The organism is Cellulomonas sp. plas2, assembly GCF_057221735.1.
In genome coordinates, this window is record NZ_CM170155.1 from 3,032,709 (window position 1) to 3,047,667 (window position 14,959).

At 76.7% G+C, this 14,959-nt stretch carries 11 protein-coding genes and 1 tRNA gene; 2 read left to right on the forward strand and 10 right to left on the reverse strand.

The genetic code is table 11. The annotated features are described in order from the left end of the window. Window positions 1–9 precede the first annotated feature (9 nt). From AC2TDM_RS13510 to AC2TDM_RS13520, 3 genes are all read right to left on the reverse strand, one after another. Window positions 10–993, reverse strand: coding sequence for a ribose-phosphate diphosphokinase (locus AC2TDM_RS13510; RefSeq protein WP_484634963.1), 984 nt, complete (start codon window positions 991–993; stop codon window positions 10–12). Beyond that, complete coding sequence (gene glmU, locus AC2TDM_RS13515) at window positions 990–2,549, reverse strand: bifunctional UDP-N-acetylglucosamine diphosphorylase/glucosamine-1-phosphate N-acetyltransferase GlmU (RefSeq protein WP_484634964.1); 1,560 nt, start codon at window positions 2,547–2,549, stop codon at window positions 990–992. The genes AC2TDM_RS13510 and glmU overlap by 4 nt, the downstream gene beginning before the upstream one ends. 125 nt (window positions 2,550–2,674) lie before the next feature. Then, window positions 2,675–2,746 (reverse strand) — tRNA-Gln (locus AC2TDM_RS13520). Between the two features lie 99 nt (window positions 2,747–2,845). Here AC2TDM_RS13520 and AC2TDM_RS13525 point away from each other — a divergent pair. Together AC2TDM_RS13525 and AC2TDM_RS13530 are read left to right on the forward strand one after the other, a co-directional pair. Beyond that, complete coding sequence (locus AC2TDM_RS13525) at window positions 2,846–3,445, forward strand: TetR/AcrR family transcriptional regulator (RefSeq protein ID WP_090031680.1); 600 nt, start codon at window positions 2,846–2,848, stop codon at window positions 3,443–3,445. 63 nt (window positions 3,446–3,508) lie between these two features. Continuing rightward, window positions 3,509–4,039: a MarR family winged helix-turn-helix transcriptional regulator gene (locus AC2TDM_RS13530; RefSeq protein WP_275407339.1), complete on the forward strand. Its 531-nt coding sequence runs from the start codon at window positions 3,509–3,511 to the stop codon at window positions 4,037–4,039. Window positions 4,040–4,097: 58 nt separating this feature from the next. On the opposite strand, the gene AC2TDM_RS13535 is transcribed toward AC2TDM_RS13530, so the two are convergent. The 7 genes from AC2TDM_RS13535 to metG all read right to left on the reverse strand — a co-directional run bounded on the left by AC2TDM_RS13535 (window position 4,098) and on the right by metG (window position 14,768). Further along, window positions 4,098–5,969 (reverse strand): ABC-F family ATP-binding cassette domain-containing protein, encoded by a 1,872-nt coding sequence (locus tag AC2TDM_RS13535; RefSeq protein WP_484634965.1) that lies wholly within the window; start codon window positions 5,967–5,969, stop codon window positions 4,098–4,100. A gap of 17 nt (window positions 5,970–5,986) precedes the next feature. Beyond that, window positions 5,987–7,009 (reverse strand): 4-(cytidine 5'-diphospho)-2-C-methyl-D-erythritol kinase, encoded by a 1,023-nt coding sequence (locus AC2TDM_RS13540; protein WP_090031683.1) that lies wholly within the window; start codon window positions 7,007–7,009, stop codon window positions 5,987–5,989. 50 nt (window positions 7,010–7,059) lie between these two features. Next, window positions 7,060–8,229 (reverse strand): ribosomal RNA small subunit methyltransferase A, encoded by a 1,170-nt coding sequence (locus AC2TDM_RS13545; RefSeq protein WP_484634966.1) that lies wholly within the window; start codon window positions 8,227–8,229, stop codon window positions 7,060–7,062. A gap of 82 nt (window positions 8,230–8,311) precedes the next feature. Further along, window positions 8,312–9,577, reverse strand: a complete 1,266-nt coding sequence (locus AC2TDM_RS13550) for a resuscitation-promoting factor (protein WP_484634967.1) — start codon at window positions 9,575–9,577, stop codon at window positions 8,312–8,314. A gap of 317 nt (window positions 9,578–9,894) precedes the next feature. After that, window positions 9,895–11,847, reverse strand: a complete 1,953-nt coding sequence (locus AC2TDM_RS13555) for a resuscitation-promoting factor (protein ID WP_484634968.1) — start codon at window positions 11,845–11,847, stop codon at window positions 9,895–9,897. A gap of 177 nt (window positions 11,848–12,024) precedes the next feature. Then, on the reverse strand, window positions 12,025–12,975 hold the full coding sequence (locus tag AC2TDM_RS13560) for a TatD family hydrolase (RefSeq protein WP_484634969.1): 951 nt from the start codon (window positions 12,973–12,975) through the stop codon (window positions 12,025–12,027). Next, on the reverse strand, window positions 12,975–14,768 hold the full coding sequence (gene metG / locus AC2TDM_RS13565) for a methionine--tRNA ligase (protein WP_484634970.1): 1,794 nt from the start codon (window positions 14,766–14,768) through the stop codon (window positions 12,975–12,977). The genes AC2TDM_RS13560 and metG overlap by 1 nt, the downstream gene beginning before the upstream one ends. Between the last annotated feature and the right edge of the window lie 191 nt (window positions 14,769–14,959).

Here is a 14,959-nt window from a genome sequence, read left to right on the forward strand (position 1 = left end):
GTCCGCCGGTCAGGTCTGGCCGTCGAAGAGCGAGGTGACGGACCCGTCGTCGAACACCTCGCGGATCGCGCGCGCGATGAGCGGCGCGATCGACAGGACGGTGAGGCTGCCGAACCGGCGCTCCTCCGGGATGGGCAGCGTGTCGGTGATGACGACCTCCCGCGCGCCGCACTGGGAGAGCCGGTCGACGGCCGGGTCGGAGAGGATCCCGTGCGTGGCCACGACGATGACGTCCTTCGCGCCGGCCTCGAGCACGACGCGGACGGCGCCGGAGATCGTCCCGGCGGTGTCGATCATGTCGTCGACGAGCACGCACGAGCGCCCCTCGACGTCGCCGACCACACGGTTGGACACCGTGCGGTTGGGCGAGCGGATGTCACGGCTCTTGTGCACGAACGCCAGCGGGCCCCCGCCGAGCTTCGCGGCCCACTGCTCGGCCACGCGGATGCGCCCGGCGTCGGGCGAGACGACGGTGACCTGCGACGTGTCGACGCGGGTCCGCACGTAGTCGACGAGGATCGGCATCGCCCACAGGTGGTCCACCGGCCCGTCGAAGAACCCCTGGATCTGCGCGGTGTGCATGTCCACGCTCATGAGCCGGTCCGCGCCGGCCGCCAGGAACAGGTCGCACATGAGCCGGGCGGAGATGGGCTCACGACCACGGTGCTTCTTGTCCTGGCGCGCGTAGCCGAAGAACGGCGCGACGACGGTGATCGTCTTCGCGGACGCCCGCTTGAGGGCGTCGACCATGAGCAGCTGCTCCATGATCCACTGGTTGATCGGCGCCGCGTGCGACTGCAGGACGAAGGCGTCGGCGCCGCGGACGGACTCGCCGAACCGGGCGTAGATCTCCCCGTTGGCGAAGTCGTACGCCGTCGTCGGGACGAGGTCGATGCCCAGCCCCTTGGCGACCTCGACGGCCAGCTCGGTGTGCGCGCGGCCGGAGACGAGGACGAGCCGCTTCTCCCCCGCGTTGAGGATGGTCGCGCTCATCGGTCCTGGTCCTCCGGTCGGTCGGCCCGTGCCCGCTCGAGGCGCGCCTGGGGGGACAGCGTGTCGTCGGCGCCGGCACCCGCGAGCGCGCGGGCCGCCGCCTGGGCGGCCGGGGTGCCCGGGCGCGACCGCTGCACCCAGCCCTCGATGGTGCGCTGGGGGCCGGCGCTGACGGCCAGCGCGCCCGGCGGCACGTCCTGCCGCACGACCGTCCCCGCACCGGTGTAGGCGCCGTCGCCCACGGTGACGGGAGCGACGAACATGTTGTCCGAGCCCGTGCGGGCGTGGGCGCCGATCGTCGTGCGGTGCTTGTGCACGCCGTCGTAGTTGACGAAGACGCTGGACGCGCCGATGTTCGTGCCCTCCCCGATCGTCGCGTCACCCACGTACGTCAGGTGCGGCACCTTCGCGCCGGCGCCGATCTGCGCGTTCTTCGTCTCGACGAAGGTGCCGATCTTGCCGCCCGCCCCGAGCTCCGTGCCGGGCCGCAGGTAGGCGAAGGGCCCGACGACCGCGTCGGCGCCGACCACGGCGAGCTCCCCGTGCGTGCGGACGACCGTCGCGCGCTCCCCGACCTCGACGTCGGTGAGGGTCGTGTCCGGGCCGACGGTCGCGCCCGCGCCGACGCTCGTCGTGCCGCGCAGCTGCGTCCCCGGCAGGAGCGTGACGTCCGGCGCGAGCTCGACGTCCACGTCGACCCACGTCGTCGCGGGGTCCGCCACCGTCACCCCCGCCCGCATCCAGTCCTCGAGCAGCCGCCGGTTGAGCTCGGCCGCGAGCGCCGCGAGCTGCACGCGGTCGTTGACGCCCTCGACCGTGGCCGGGTCGTCCGTCCGCAGCGCCCGCACGCGGCCCCCGTCGCCGTGGGCGAGGGCGACGACGTCCGTGAGGTACAGCTCCCCCTGGGCGTTGTCCCGGCCGAGCCGGCCCAGCGCCCCACGCAGCACGGCCGCGTCGAAGACGTACACCGACGTGTTGATCTCGCGGACCGCGCGCTGCTCGTCGGTGGCGTCGCGCTCCTCGACGACGCCGACGACGTCGCCCGTCGCCGGCTCGCGCAGCACCCGCCCGTAGCCCGTCGGGTCGGCCACCTCGGTCGTCAGCACCGTCACGGCGTTGCCGTCCGCGTGGTGCGCCGCCAGGAGCTCGCCCAGCGTCCCGGCGTCGAGCAGCGGCACGTCCCCCGCCATGACGACGACCGCGCCCTCGACGACCGCCGCGCCCGCGTGCTCGCCCGCCGCCGCGGACCGGGCCTGCGCCGCCGCGTCGAGGACGCGCACGGCGGCCTGCACCGCCCGGCCCGTGCCGGGCACGTCGTCCTGCACGGCGACGAGGACGTCCGGGTCGTGCTCGCGCGCGTGCGCCTCGACCCGCTCCCGCTCGTGCCGGACGACGACGGTCACGCGCTCGGGGTCCAGCGCCCGGGCGGCGGCCAGCGCGTGACCGAGCATGCTCCGGCCGGCCAGCGCGTGCAGCACCTTGGGCGTCGCCGAGCGCATCCGGGTGCCCTCCCCTGCGGCGAGGACGACGACGGCGGCGGGCCGGGGGAAGGTCACCGGGGGGTGCTCCTCGTGGGTCGGCCCGGGCGGGGGCTGAGCGGCGGTGGGACGCCCGCACTCTACCGCCGCGGGCCGGGCGCCCGGCGCGGGGTCCGGCCCGTCCGGCCGGCGGGCCGGCCGGGCTCCGCCCCCAGGATTCGAACCCGGACCGCAAGGCTCCAAAGGCCTGCGTGCTGCCGTTACACCAGGGCGGACCGGCCGCCCCAGTGTGCCAGCCGGTCGTCACCGCCCGGTCACGGGCCGGGCATGATGGGTCCGTGACCGCCGAGGCCCGCCGCACGCCGCGCTCCCGCATGACGGCGGCCCAGCGGCGCGCGCAGCTCCTCGACGTGTCGCGCCGGCTGTTCGCCGAGAAGGGCTTCGACGGCACGAGCGTGGAGGAGATCGCGGCCCGCGCCGAGGTCTCCAAGCCCGTCGTGTACGAGCACTTCGGGGGCAAGGAGGGCGTCTACGCGGTCGTCGTCGACCGCGAGATCAGCGCCCTGACCGCGGCCCTCACCGGCGCCCTCGAGGCCGGCGGGCGGCCCCAGGTCCTCGTCGAGCGCACGACCCTGGCGCTGCTGGCCTACATCGAGCAGTCGGAGGACGGCTTCCGCATCCTCGTCCGCGACAGCCCCGTCGCGCAGGCCACCGGGACGTTCTCCAGCCTCATCGGCGACGTCGCGACGCAGGTGGAGCACCTGCTCGCGGCCCAGTTCCGCCGTCAGGGGCTCGACCCGCGCACGGCCCCCATGTACTCCCAGATGCTCGTCGGGATGGTGGCCCTCACCGGGCAGTGGTGGCTCGACGCGCGCCGGCCCGGTAAGGCGGAGGTCGCGGCGCACCTGGTCAACCTCGCGTGGAACGGGCTGTCGGGCCTCGAGCGGCGCCCGACCCTCAACGACCCGGCCTGACCCTCACGGGTCCGGGGAGCCGCGCCGTGCCGGGCGCACGGACCGCCCCGGTACCCTTCGCGCGTGGCGAGCGGGGACGGCGGCGGCGGCGTGCGGGCCTCCGTGCGCGACGAGGTCGACCGCATCGTCGCCGCGTGGGGGCGCGAGCGCCCGGACCTCGACGTCCGGCCGCTGGAGGTGCTCTCGCGCGTGTCACGGCTGGCGCGGCACCTCGACCTGGCCCGACGGTCGGCCTTCGCGCGGCACGGGCTGGAGGCCTGGGCGTTCGACGTGCTCAGCGCCCTGCGCCGCGCCGGCCGGCCCTACCGGCTCTCCCCCGGCGCCCTGCTGACGCAGACGCTCGTCACCAGCGGCACGATGACGAACCGCATCGACCGCCTCGCCGAGCAGGGCCTCGTGCGGCGCCTGCCCTCGCCCGACGACCGGCGCGGCGTCCTCGTGGAGCTGACCCCGGCGGGCCGCCTGCGCGTCGACGGCGCGATGGCCGACCTGCTCGACGTGGAGGAGAGCCTCCTCGCCGGCCTGGGCGACGAGGAGCGCGCCCGCCTGGCGGACCTGCTGCGCACGCTCGTCGCGCCGTTCGACGCACCCTGACGGCGCACCCCGACGACGACGCGCGCCCCGACGACGAACCCGGCCCGCGTCCGCGCGCCTAGCCCGCGACCTCCGCGGCCTCCAGCCACGCCTCCTCGAGCTCCGCGCGCTCGGCGGCGAGGGCGCGCAGCTCCTCGTCGAGCGCCAGCACCGCGGCGTGGTCCGTGGCCTGCGCCGCCATCCGCGCGTGCAGGTCCGCCTCGAGCTCGCCGATCCGCGCGAGGCGGCGCTCGATGCGCTGCACCTCCTTGCGGGCGGCGCGCACGTCGGCGCCGGACGCGGCGGGGGTGGCGGGCGCGGCCGGCGGGGCGGACCCGGGGGACGTCGCGGCCGCACCGGCCGCGACCCTCGCTCCCCCGCCGGTGAGGGACGCGGGCCCCGTCGCCGGCGCGTCGCCCGCGCCGGCCTCGCGCAGCGCGAGGTACTGCTCCACGCCGCCCGGCAGGTCGCGGACCGTGCCGTCGCCGAGCAGCGCGACCTGGCGGTCGCACACGCGCTCCAGCAGGTACCGGTCGTGGCTGACGACGACGAGCGTGCCCGGCCAGCCGTCGAGCAGGTCCTCCAGCGCCGCGAGCGTGTCGGTGTCGAGGTCGTTCGTCGGCTCGTCGAGCAGGAGCACGTTGGGTTCCCCGACGAGCAGCCGGAGGAGCTGCAGCCGCCGCCGCTCCCCGCCGGACAGGTCCTTCACGGGCGTGCGGGCCCGGTCGCGCGGGAAGCCGAGCCGCTCGACGAGCTGGGCCGCGGTGACCTCCTTGCCGCCGACGACGAGGTGCCGCCGCTCGCGCTCGACCACCTCGACGACGGTCAGGTGCCCGAGCGCGTCGAGGTCCTCCACGTCCTGCCGCAGCTCGGCGGCCACGACCGTCTTGCCGCGCTTCACGCGGCCGGCGGTCGGCGCGACCCGGTCCGCGAGCAGCCCGAGCAGCGTCGTCTTGCCGGCCCCGTTGACGCCGACGACGCCGATGCGGTCCCCCGGGCCCAGGCGCCAGGTCACGTCGTCGAGCAGCGTGCGCGCCGGGCGGGCGTCGCTCTGGTCGCCCCCGCCGACGACGAGCGTGACGTCCTCGAGGTCGAGCACGTCCTTGCCGAGCCGCGCGGTGGCCGTCCGCGCCAGCTCGAGCTGGTCGCGGGGCGGCGGCTCGTCGGCGACGAGGGCGGCGGCGGCGTCGAGCCGGAACTTCGGCTTGGACGTCCGCGCCGGCGCGCCGCGGCGCAGCCAGGCCAGCTCCTTGCGCAGCACGTTCTGCCGCTTCTCCTCGGCCACGCCGGCCGCCCGGGCGCGCTCGGCGCGGGCCAGCACGTAGGCGGCGTACCCGCCCTCGTAGGGGTCGACGACGCCGTCGTGCACCTCCCAGGTACGGGTGCAGACCGCGTCGAGGAACCAGCGGTCGTGGGTGACGACGACGAGCGCCCCGCCGCGGCCGCCCCGCTCGACGAGGTGCCGCGCGAGCCACGCCACGCCCTCGACGTCGAGGTGGTTCGTCGGCTCGTCGAGGACGAGCACCTCGTCGTCGCGCACGAGCAGCGCAGCCAGCGCGACCCGGCGGCGCTGCCCGCCGGAGAGGGTGGAGACGTCGGCGGCGAGGTCGACGTCGGGCAGCAGCCCGGCGTGCACCGCGCGCACGCCGGCGTCGGAGGCCCAGGTGTGCTCGTCGGCGCCGCCGTGCACGACCTCGAGGACGGTCCGGCCGGGCGTGAGGTCGTCGCGCTGGTCGAGCAGGGCGACGCGCGTGGAGCCGGCGCGCGTCACGCGGCCCGCGTCGGGCGCCTGCCGTCCGGTGAGCACCCGCAGCAGGGTCGACTTGCCGGCCCCGTTGGGCCCGACGACGCCGATGCGGGCACCCTCGTCGACCCCGAGGCTGACGCCGTCGAGGAGGGTGCGGGTGCCGAGGGTGAGGGAGACGCGATCCGCGCCGAGGAGGTGAGCCATGTCGGGGGCAGGCTACGTCAGGACGCCGGGCCCTCCGCGCCGCCGACGAGGCGGGCGCCGGCCACGGGACCGGTCGCGGTCAGCACGCGGTCCGCGACGCCCGCCGCCGTGAACGCCGCCGCGAGCACCAGCGCGTGCTGGCGGCTGCGGCCCAGCGCGGCCACGGTCGGGCCCGAGCCGGAGACGACCGCGCCGAGCGCCCCCGTGCGACGGGCGACGTCGAGCGTCTCCGCGAGCGCCGGGTCGAGCGCGACCGCGGCGTCCTGGAGGTCGTTGCGCAGGGCGCGGCCGAGGGCGTGCGAGTCGCCCGCGCGCAGGGCCTGCATGAGCGCGAGGTCGTCGTCGTCGGGCACGGGGGGCGCGTGGGTGGTGGCACCGGTGCGTGCGGTGTCGTCGGCGTCGGTGCCGGCGGTCGTCGCGGCGCGCGCGTCGAAGGCGCGGTACACCGCGGCGGTCGCGAGCCCGCGGTCCTGGACGGCGAAGGCCCAGTGGAACTCCCCGCGCGCGAGGGCCGGGGTGAGGACGTCACCGCGGCCGGTGCCCACCGCGGTGTGCCCGACCAGGGAGAACGGGACGTCGGAGCCCAGCTCGGCCGCGACGGCCAGCATGTCCTCGCGGCTCAGCCCGGCGCGCCACAGCGCGTCGCAGGCGACGATCGCCGCCGCCGCGTCCGCCGAGCCGCCCGCCATGCCGCCCGCGACGGGCACGCCCTTGTGCAGGTGCAGGTGGATGCCCTCGTCGATGCCCGTGCGCGCCGCGACCAGCTCGACGGCGCGCAGCGCGAGGTTGGCCGCGTCGGTCGGCACCTGCTCGGCCTGCGGGCCGGAGACGGACAGCGTGCGGTCCGGCGCAGGGGTCGCCACGACCTCCTCGTACACCGACACCGCCTGGAACACGGTCGTCAGGGGGTGGTAGCCGTCGGGCCCCACCGGGCCGACGCGCAGCGACAGGTTGACCTTCCCCGGCGCGCGGACACGCACCTCGGCGGAGCCGGACGGGCCGCGGTCCCCGGACCCCGTCGACCGGCCGACCGTGGCCAGGGGCGTGGGGACGCCGACGAGGTCACGGGGGCGAGGGGTCACGGGGCCACTCAACCATCCCCGGCGGGGCGCGTCCTCGCGAGGACGTCGTCGGCGAGGAGGTCGGCGGGGAGGTCGGCGGGCGGGTCGGCGGAAAGGTCGACGGGGTCCGTCGCGGGCAGGTCGCCGCGGGCGCGCAGGTGCTCGGCGACGCGCGCGTAGGCGGCGACGTCCACCTGCTCGCCGCGGGTGCGGGGGTCGACGCCGGCCGCCTCGAGCGCGGCGGTCGCCGCCTCGGCCGACCCCGCGAGGCCCGCCAGCGCCGAGCGCAGCATCTTGCGGCGCTGCGCGAAGGCGGCGTCGACGACCGCGAAGACCTCCTCGCGGGTCGCGACGGTCGTCGGCGGCCGGCGCCGGTCGAGGCGGACGAGCGCGGAGTCGACGTTCGGCACCGGCCAGAAGACGGCGCGGCCGACGGTCGCGGTGCGGCGCGCGGCCGCCCACCACGCCGTCTTCACCGACGGGACGCCGTACGTGCGGCTGCCCGGCGGGGCCGCGAGCCGGTCCGCGACCTCCGCCTGCACCATGACGAGCGCGCGGTCGAGGCTCGCGAAGCGCTCGAGGAACGTGAGCAGCACCGGCACGGAGACGTTGTACGGCAGATTGGCGACGAGGGCCGTCGGCGCCGGACCGGGCAGTGCGCGCACGGCCAGGGCGTCGGCGCGCACGACCGTCAGGCGCGCGCGACCGGTCGCGTCGACGAGGCGGACGGGTGCGTCGGGGCCTGCCGGGACGCCGTCGGTCGCATCGTCGGGGTCGGCGCCCGCCACGTCGTCGGGCGAGCCGGCGGCGGGGCCGTCGTCGGACGAGCCGGCGACGGGACCCCCGGTCGACGGGGCCAGGCCGGGCACGTGACGCGCGACCGTGCCCGGCAGCAACCGGGCGAGGACCGGATCGATCTCCACGGCGACGACGTCCGCGCCGGCCTCCAGGAGGCCGAGGGTCAGGGAGCCCAGGCCCGGGCCGACCTCGACGACGGTCTCCCCCGGCCGGACGTCGGCCTGCCGCACGATCTTGCGGACCATTCCGGCGTCGAGGACGAAGTTCTGGCCGAGGGTCTTCGTCGGCCGGACGCCGGCCCTCGCGGCGAGCTCGCGGATGTCGGCGGGGCCGAGCAGCCGCACGCCGGCGGGGGCGTGCGGCTGCTCGGCCGGCCGGTCGTCCGGCTCCGTCGATCTCATGACCGCGAGCCTAGGCGTCGCGCGTGTCGCGTCCGCGCGACGGCCCTCGTCAGGCGCCGACGACGAGGGCCTGCCGGGCGCGTCAGGAGAAGAGGCGCGGGCCGCAGTGCGGCCACTGACCGGCGCCGGACCGCTCGTAGAGCGCCTGCGCGCGGGCCGTCTGCTCCGCGGCGGAGGCCTGCGAGGGCAGCCCCGAGCCGCCGACGGCCTGCCAGGTCGCCACGGAGAACTGGTACAGCCCGTGGTACTTCCCGGACGCCGATACGATGGAGGGGTTCCCGCCGGACTCGCAGGCGGCCAGCGCCGCCCAGTTGAGGGAGCCCGTCGAGCCCGAGGACGCCGCCGGGGCGGAGCCGCCGCCGGTGGCCGCGGCGGGCGCCGGCTTCGGCGCGGGCTTGGGCTTCGGCTTGGTGCCGACCGCCACGACCTCGTCGACCGGCGCCTGCGTCACGGAGTCCTGCACCGTGCTGCGGGCCGTCTCCACGCCGTCCACCGTCGTCACGTGCTCGACGAGCGTGCGCACGCCCGGCACGCCGGCCGTGACCACGGCGCGCGTGCCCTCGAGGCGGTCCGGGTCCTCCACGGTCGAGCTGGCGAAGGGCACCTCGCTCGTCGTGGTGACGTCCTGCTCGACGACGCGGACGAGCACGACCTCCAGGCGACCGGCGTCGGTGGTCCGCACCCGGACGCGGTCCAGCGGACCCACCTCGAGGCCCAGCCCGGCGAGCGCGGCCGCGGCCGTCGTGGCACCCTCCGGCGCGGGACGCGTGGCGCCGTCCGCGACGACGTCGACGGGCGTGCCCTCCGTGAGCGCCATGCCGACCTCGATGCGCCCGGCCGAGGACCGCGACGCGACGAGCGCACCGGCCTCGCCGCGCGCGGCCATGGCCTCCAGCGCGGCGTCGGCGGTGAGCGCGGTCGTCCACACCGTGCGCGTCGCGCCGTCCTGCTCGACGAGCACCGGCCGGGCGTGCCGGACGACGACCGTCGTCCCGTCCTGCAGGCCGCCCGTCGGCGTGACGGTGTCGCGGGCGCCCGTGGCGACGCCGCGGTCCTCGAGGAGGGCGTCGACGGAGCCGGCGAACGTCGAGACGCGCACCTCCTGGCCGTCCACGTCGAGCGTCACGGTCTTGTGCGCCTGGGCGTACCCGGCGGCGCCGCCGGTGAGGACGAGGGCGGTCACGGCCGCGGCGACCGGCAGGAGGCGACGGGGCCGGGCCGGGGCGGCGCTCGGCTCGGTGCTGGGCTCGGTGCTCGCGTCGGTGCTGGCCTCGGTGCTCGCGCTCGTCGGGAGGGCGGCGTCGGTCGGGGCGGGGCGCGCGGTGCGTCGCAGGGCAGGGAAGGGCACGGGGTTCCTCACGTCGTGCTGCCCGGGCACGAGGGGGACGGCCCCGCTGGGCAGGGCGCTCGGTGGCGGCAGGGAACCGTGGTGCGTGGCTGCCCGGGTGCCGGCGCCCGTGGCGCCCACCGGTCCCGGATCCTCGATCCGGCCGTCTGACCGGGCCCGACGGGCGCGGTCACGCCCTGCCGGGACGTTCCACCGGCCGCAGGCGACGGACGACGGTAACCGACGCGCTCCGACCCTGCCAAGACACGGACGGGTCGACGTGTCCAGCGACACGCCGACCCGTCCGGGGATCACACCGCAGCTCGACGGGCCGCGGCTCAGTACCAGCCCTTCGCCTGCGAGTGCGACCACGCACCGCAGGGCGTGCCGTACCGACCGGCGACGTACCCCAGGCCCCAGGTGATCTGCGTGGCCGGGTTCGTGCGCCAGTCCGCACCGGCGGAGGCCATCTTCGAGCCGGGCAGGGCCTGCGGGATGCCGTACGCGCTGGAGGAGGGGTTGTCGGCGGTGACGTTCCAGCCGCTCTCCTTCTTCCACAGGGCCACGAGGCAGGAGAACTGGTCCTCGCCCCAGCCGCGGGCGAGCACCATGCCGTGCGCGATCTCCTGCGCGGAGCCGGGGCTGACCGCGGTGACCGCCGGGGCGGACGCGGTGGCACCCCCGGTGGCACCCCCAGCGGCACCCGCGGCGGGCGCGGCCGCGACGACGGGGGCCTTGCGCGTGCCGACGTGCACGACCTCCGTGACCGGCGCGGTGGTGACGGCCGAGGCCAGCGGCGTGCGCGACGTCACGACGCCGCCCACCACCTCGCGCGTGTAGGTGGTCGTGCGGACGCCGGCCTTGCCCCTGGTGACGACCTTCGTCGTCCCCTCGAGCAGGTCCGGGTCCTCCACGCGCTGCGTCTCGAAGGGCACGGCCTCGGTGACCGTCTCGCCGTCCTGCTGCGCGCGGGTGACGACGACGACGAGCCCGTCGACGGTGGGCGCGTCGAGCGGGACGGAGACCACGTCGGCCTCGCCGAGCACCAGGCCCGTGGCTGCGAGGGCCTCGCGCACCGTGGTGGCGCTGCTGGTGGCGTCCAGCACCTGGCCGTCGACCGCGACGCGCACGCTCTTCGGCGTCGAGACGACGAGCGCCTCCCGGCCGAGCGCCGCCGACCGCGAGGCCGACGTGAGCACGTCCTGCCCGCGCAGCCCGAGGTCGTCCAGCGCCTCGTCCACGGTCGCGGCCGTCGTGCGCCACGTCCGCGTGCGGCCGTCGATCTGCGCCGTGACCTCGCGCGTGTGCTGCAGCACGACGGTGCCGCCGTCGGCGACGGTGGCGTCGAGCGCCGGCGCCAGGAGGTCGCCCTCGCGCACCTCGATGCCGGCCGAGGCCAGCACCGCGGCGACCGTGCGGCCGTAGCCCTCGACCTGCACCGGCACGCCGTCGACCTCGACGGTGACCTCGCGGTGCGCGGTCGTGAAGCCGACCGTGGCGACCGTCACGGCGGCCAGCACGGCGGCCTGCCCGGCCAGACGGCGCCGGTTGCCGGGCCGCACCGCCGTCGCCGCGTGCGCCCGCGTCGCGGCGGCCGCGATCCTGGCCCGCTCGGCGGCGCGTCGGGCGGCCCGCGTCCGCAGGTCAGCCGTCCCCGTGGGGGCGACGGGCACGGCCAGGGGGGAGGCGACGGGCGCGGCGACGGCGGCCGCGGACGGGTGCGGCAGCGAGCGCGCCGGCACGGCGGGCGCGAGGAGCAGGACCGGCGTCGGCAGGGCCGGCGCTGCCGCACCCGGTGCCTCGGCGGCAGCGACCGTGACAGGGCCGGCGGGAGGGCCGGCGGGAGGGGCGACGGCAGGGCCAGCAGCGGGGCTGCCAGCAGGGCCGACGAGCGCGCCGACGACGGACGCGACCGTGGCCGGCCCGTCCGCGACGTGCCGGCGACGACCGGAGGGACGGTCCGCGGGCCGCGTCCGGACGACCGGGGCGTCGACGGGTCCCGCCGCGTGCCGGCGGCGCCGGCGCTCGCCCGTGCCCGTCCCCGTGCCCGTCCCCGTGCCCGTCGCCACCGACGTGCCGGCGGGCGTGGCCGCCACGACCGGCGTCGGGTCGGAGACCGGTGCGGGACCGGCGGGGGCCGGCAGCATCCCGGCGAGGGTGGGGGCCGCACCGGCGGGGGCGACGAACCAGCTGGGCCGGGCGCCGGGGGCCGTCGTGGCCGCGGTGCCGTCGACCGGGCGGGCGGGCCGCGCGTCGGCGCGCGGCGGAGCCACGGGGTCGGTCAGAGTCACAGGACGGGTCCTCACGGGGCGCTCAGGGAGGGACTGGGCTCCGCGACCGTAACCGATCCGTGACCCGGGCCGGAACCCCGGCGACGACCTCTCACCCGCACGGGACAGCGCCGGGGCTGGGGACGGCTCGGTGTCGGCGACGGCCTCAGGCCGGCCGCCCCGCCGCCGCGACGGCCGTCACCAGCCGCCGTAGACCTCCTCGGCCGTCGCGCTGACCTGCGCGCACACCTCGTCGAGCGGCGTGCCGAGCACCGCGGCGAGGCCGCGCACCGTCGTCGGGAGCAGGTACGGCGCGTTCGGCCGGCCGCGGTCGGGGGCCGGTGTGAGGTAGGGCGCATCGGTCTCGGCCAGGAGGAGCCGCAGCGGCAGCTCGGCGACGGCGGCCCGCAGGTCGTCGTTGGCCCCGAAGGTGACGGGACCGGCGATGCTCGCGTACCACCCCTCGGCCGCGCAGACGCGCGCCAGCCCGGGACCGCCGGAGAAGCAGTGGAAGACCGTGCGCTCGGGCGCGCCGTCGCGGCGCAGGACGTCGACGACCTCGTCGTGCGCGTCCCGGTCGTGGATCTGCAGGGCGAGGCCCAGCTCCTTGGCCAGGGCGACGTGGGCGCGGAAGGCCTCGCGCTGCACCTCGCGGCCGCGGGGGCCGGCGCGGAAGTGGTCCAGGCCCGTCTCGCCGATGGCCCGGATCCGCGGGTTGGCGCGGGCCAGGTCGGCGATGCGCGCGACCGCCTCGTCGAGCGGGACCGCGTGGCGCTCCTGCGGGTCCGGGTCGAGGCCGTCCGGCGCGACCTCGTGGACGCCGGCGTGCAGCACGGCCTCGTTGGGGTGGATCGCCACCGCGCCGAGCAGGGCGGGGTGGGCGCGCACGGCGGCGTCGGTCCAGGCGGCGGCGTCGAGGTCGCAGCCGACCTGCACCATGCGGTCGACGCCCGCGGCGGCGGCGCGCGCCAGGTGCTCCTCGAGCGTCGGCGGCCCACCCGCGACCGGCGCACCCTCGTCGTCCCGGCGCCAGCCGTCCGCCTCCCACGCCAGCACGGACTCGAGGTGCGTGTGGTCGTCGACGACCGGGACCGGCAGCGGCTCGGGCGACCGCGGCCAGCCCCGGTCCCTCGACCGGGAGCGCGCCATCAGCGGGCCTGGTAGCGGGCCAGCTCCTCCTCGACGATGCCGTCGTCGAGCTTGGTGAACACGGGCGTCGGCTTGGCCACCGGCGTGCCGGGGACCACCGGGCGCGAGCGCCATGGGGCCACCGTCTCCCCGAGCCGGTAGTCGCCGGTGATGACCGGGTAGGACCGGCTCTCGTCGTCGAGGTCCGTGACCTCCTCGAGCCGCGGCATGGGCGAGAAGGTGCCGGTGCCGCCCACCGTCTCGTGCACGCGCTGCGCGGAGTGCGGGAGGAACGGCGCGAGCAGGGTGTTGGCGTCGCTGACGGCCTGGGACGCGGTGTGCAGGACGGTGCCGAGCCGCTCCCGGTCGGTCGTCAGCTTCCACGGCTCGGTCTCCGAGACGTAGCGGTTCGCCTCCTGCACGACGCGCATGGCCTCCGCGATGGCGGCACGGTGCCGGTGCGTGCGGACGAGCTCGCCGACGCGGTCGAACGCCGCGCCGGTCTGCGCGAGCAGGGCCTCGTCGACGGGCTGGAGCGCGGCGGGCGCGGGGATCTCCCCGAAGTTCTTGGCGACCATGCTGGCCGTGCGGTTGACGAGGTTGCCCCACCCGGCGACGAGCTCGTCGTTCGTTCGGCGCAGGAAGTCCGCCCACGTGAAGTCGGCGTCCTGGTTCTCCGGGCCGGCGGTCGCGATGAAGTAGCGCAGCGCGTCGGGCTGGTAGCGGGCGAGCATGTCGCGGACGTAGATGACGATGCCGCGGCTGGAGGCGAACTTCTTGCCCTCCATCGTGAGGAACTCGCTGGAGACGACCTCCGTCGGCAGCTGCAGCTCCCCGTACGGGCCCGGGGTGCCGCCCTTGTCGCCGCGGCCGTCGTAGCCCATGAGCTCGGCGGGCCAGATCTGGCTGTGGAACGTGATGTTGTCCTTGCCCATGAAGTAGTAGCTCAGGGCCTCGGGGTCGTTCCAGAACGGGCGCCACGCGTCGTCGTCGCCGGTGCGCCGTGCCCACTCGATCGACGCGGACAGGTAGCCGATGACCGCGTCGAACCACACGTACAGACGCTTGGACGGGTTGTCCTCCCAGCCCTCGAGCGGCACGGGGATGCCCCAGTCGATGTCACGGGTCATGGCGCGCGGGCGCATCTCGTCGACGAGGTTGAGGGAGAAGTTCAGCACGTTGGGCCGCCACCCCTGCCGCCCCTTGAGCCACGTCTCGAGCGCGCCGGCGAACGCCGGCAGGTCGAGGAAGAAGTGCTGGCTCTCGACGAACTTCGGCACCTCGCCGTTGATGCGGCTGCGGGGGTTCTTGAGGTCGATGGCGTCGAGCTGGTTGCCGCAGTTGTCGCACTGGTCGCCGCGCGCGCCGTCGTAGCCGCAGATGGGGCAGGTGCCCTCGATGTAGCGGTCGGGCAGGGTGCGGCCCGTGCTGGGCGAGATGGCGCCCATGGTCGTCTGCTCGACCATGTAGCCGTTGCGGTGCACGGTCCGGAACATCTCCTGGACCACGGCGTAGTGGTTGCGCGTCGTGGTGCGCGTGAACAGGTCGTACGTCAGCCCGAGCTGGGTGAGGTCCTCCGCGATGACGCGGTTGTACCGGTCCGCGAGCGCCTGCGGGCTCAGCCCCTCCTGCTCGGCCTGCACGAGGATGGGCGTCCCGTGCTCGTCGGTGCCGGAGACCATGAGCACCTCGTGCCCCGCCATCCGCATGTACCGGGAGAACACGTCCGAGGGGACGCCGAACCCGGCGACGTGACCGATGTGGCGGGGGCCGTTCGCGTAGGGCCACGCGACGGCGGACAGGATGCGGGCCATGCGGCGATCCTAGGCGCGCCCACCCCACCCTCCGCCCCCTCCAGCCTGCACGTCCGCCCCGCTGCTGCCGCCACCTCCTCAGCAGCGCGCGCCGGCATGGCGACCCGGTGCGGAGCGGACGCGCGGATCCTCATGACCGCGGCGTGTCCCCCGCGACACGCCGCCTCGCCCGCCGCACTCCGCACCGAGCC

Excerpts from the sequence above, each read along its gene's own strand:
- AC2TDM_RS13510 (WP_484634963.1), bottom strand. The coding sequence starts at position 993 with ATGAGCGCGACCATCCTCAACGCGGGGGAGAAGCGGCTCGTCCTCGTC.
- AC2TDM_RS13545 (WP_484634966.1), bottom strand. The coding sequence starts at position 8,229 with ATGAGATCGACGGAGCCGGACGACCGGCCGGCCGAGCAGCCGCACGCC.
- AC2TDM_RS13560 (WP_484634969.1), bottom strand. The coding sequence starts at position 12,975 with ATGGCGCGCTCCCGGTCGAGGGACCGGGGCTGGCCGCGGTCGCCCGAG.
- metG (WP_484634970.1), bottom strand. The coding sequence starts at position 14,768 with ATGGCCCGCATCCTGTCCGCCGTCGCGTGGCCCTACGCGAACGGCCCC.
- AC2TDM_RS13535 (WP_484634965.1), bottom strand. The coding sequence starts at position 5,969 with ATGGCTCACCTCCTCGGCGCGGATCGCGTCTCCCTCACCCTCGGCACC.
- AC2TDM_RS13525 (WP_090031680.1), top strand. The coding sequence starts at position 2,846 with ATGACGGCGGCCCAGCGGCGCGCGCAGCTCCTCGACGTGTCGCGCCGG.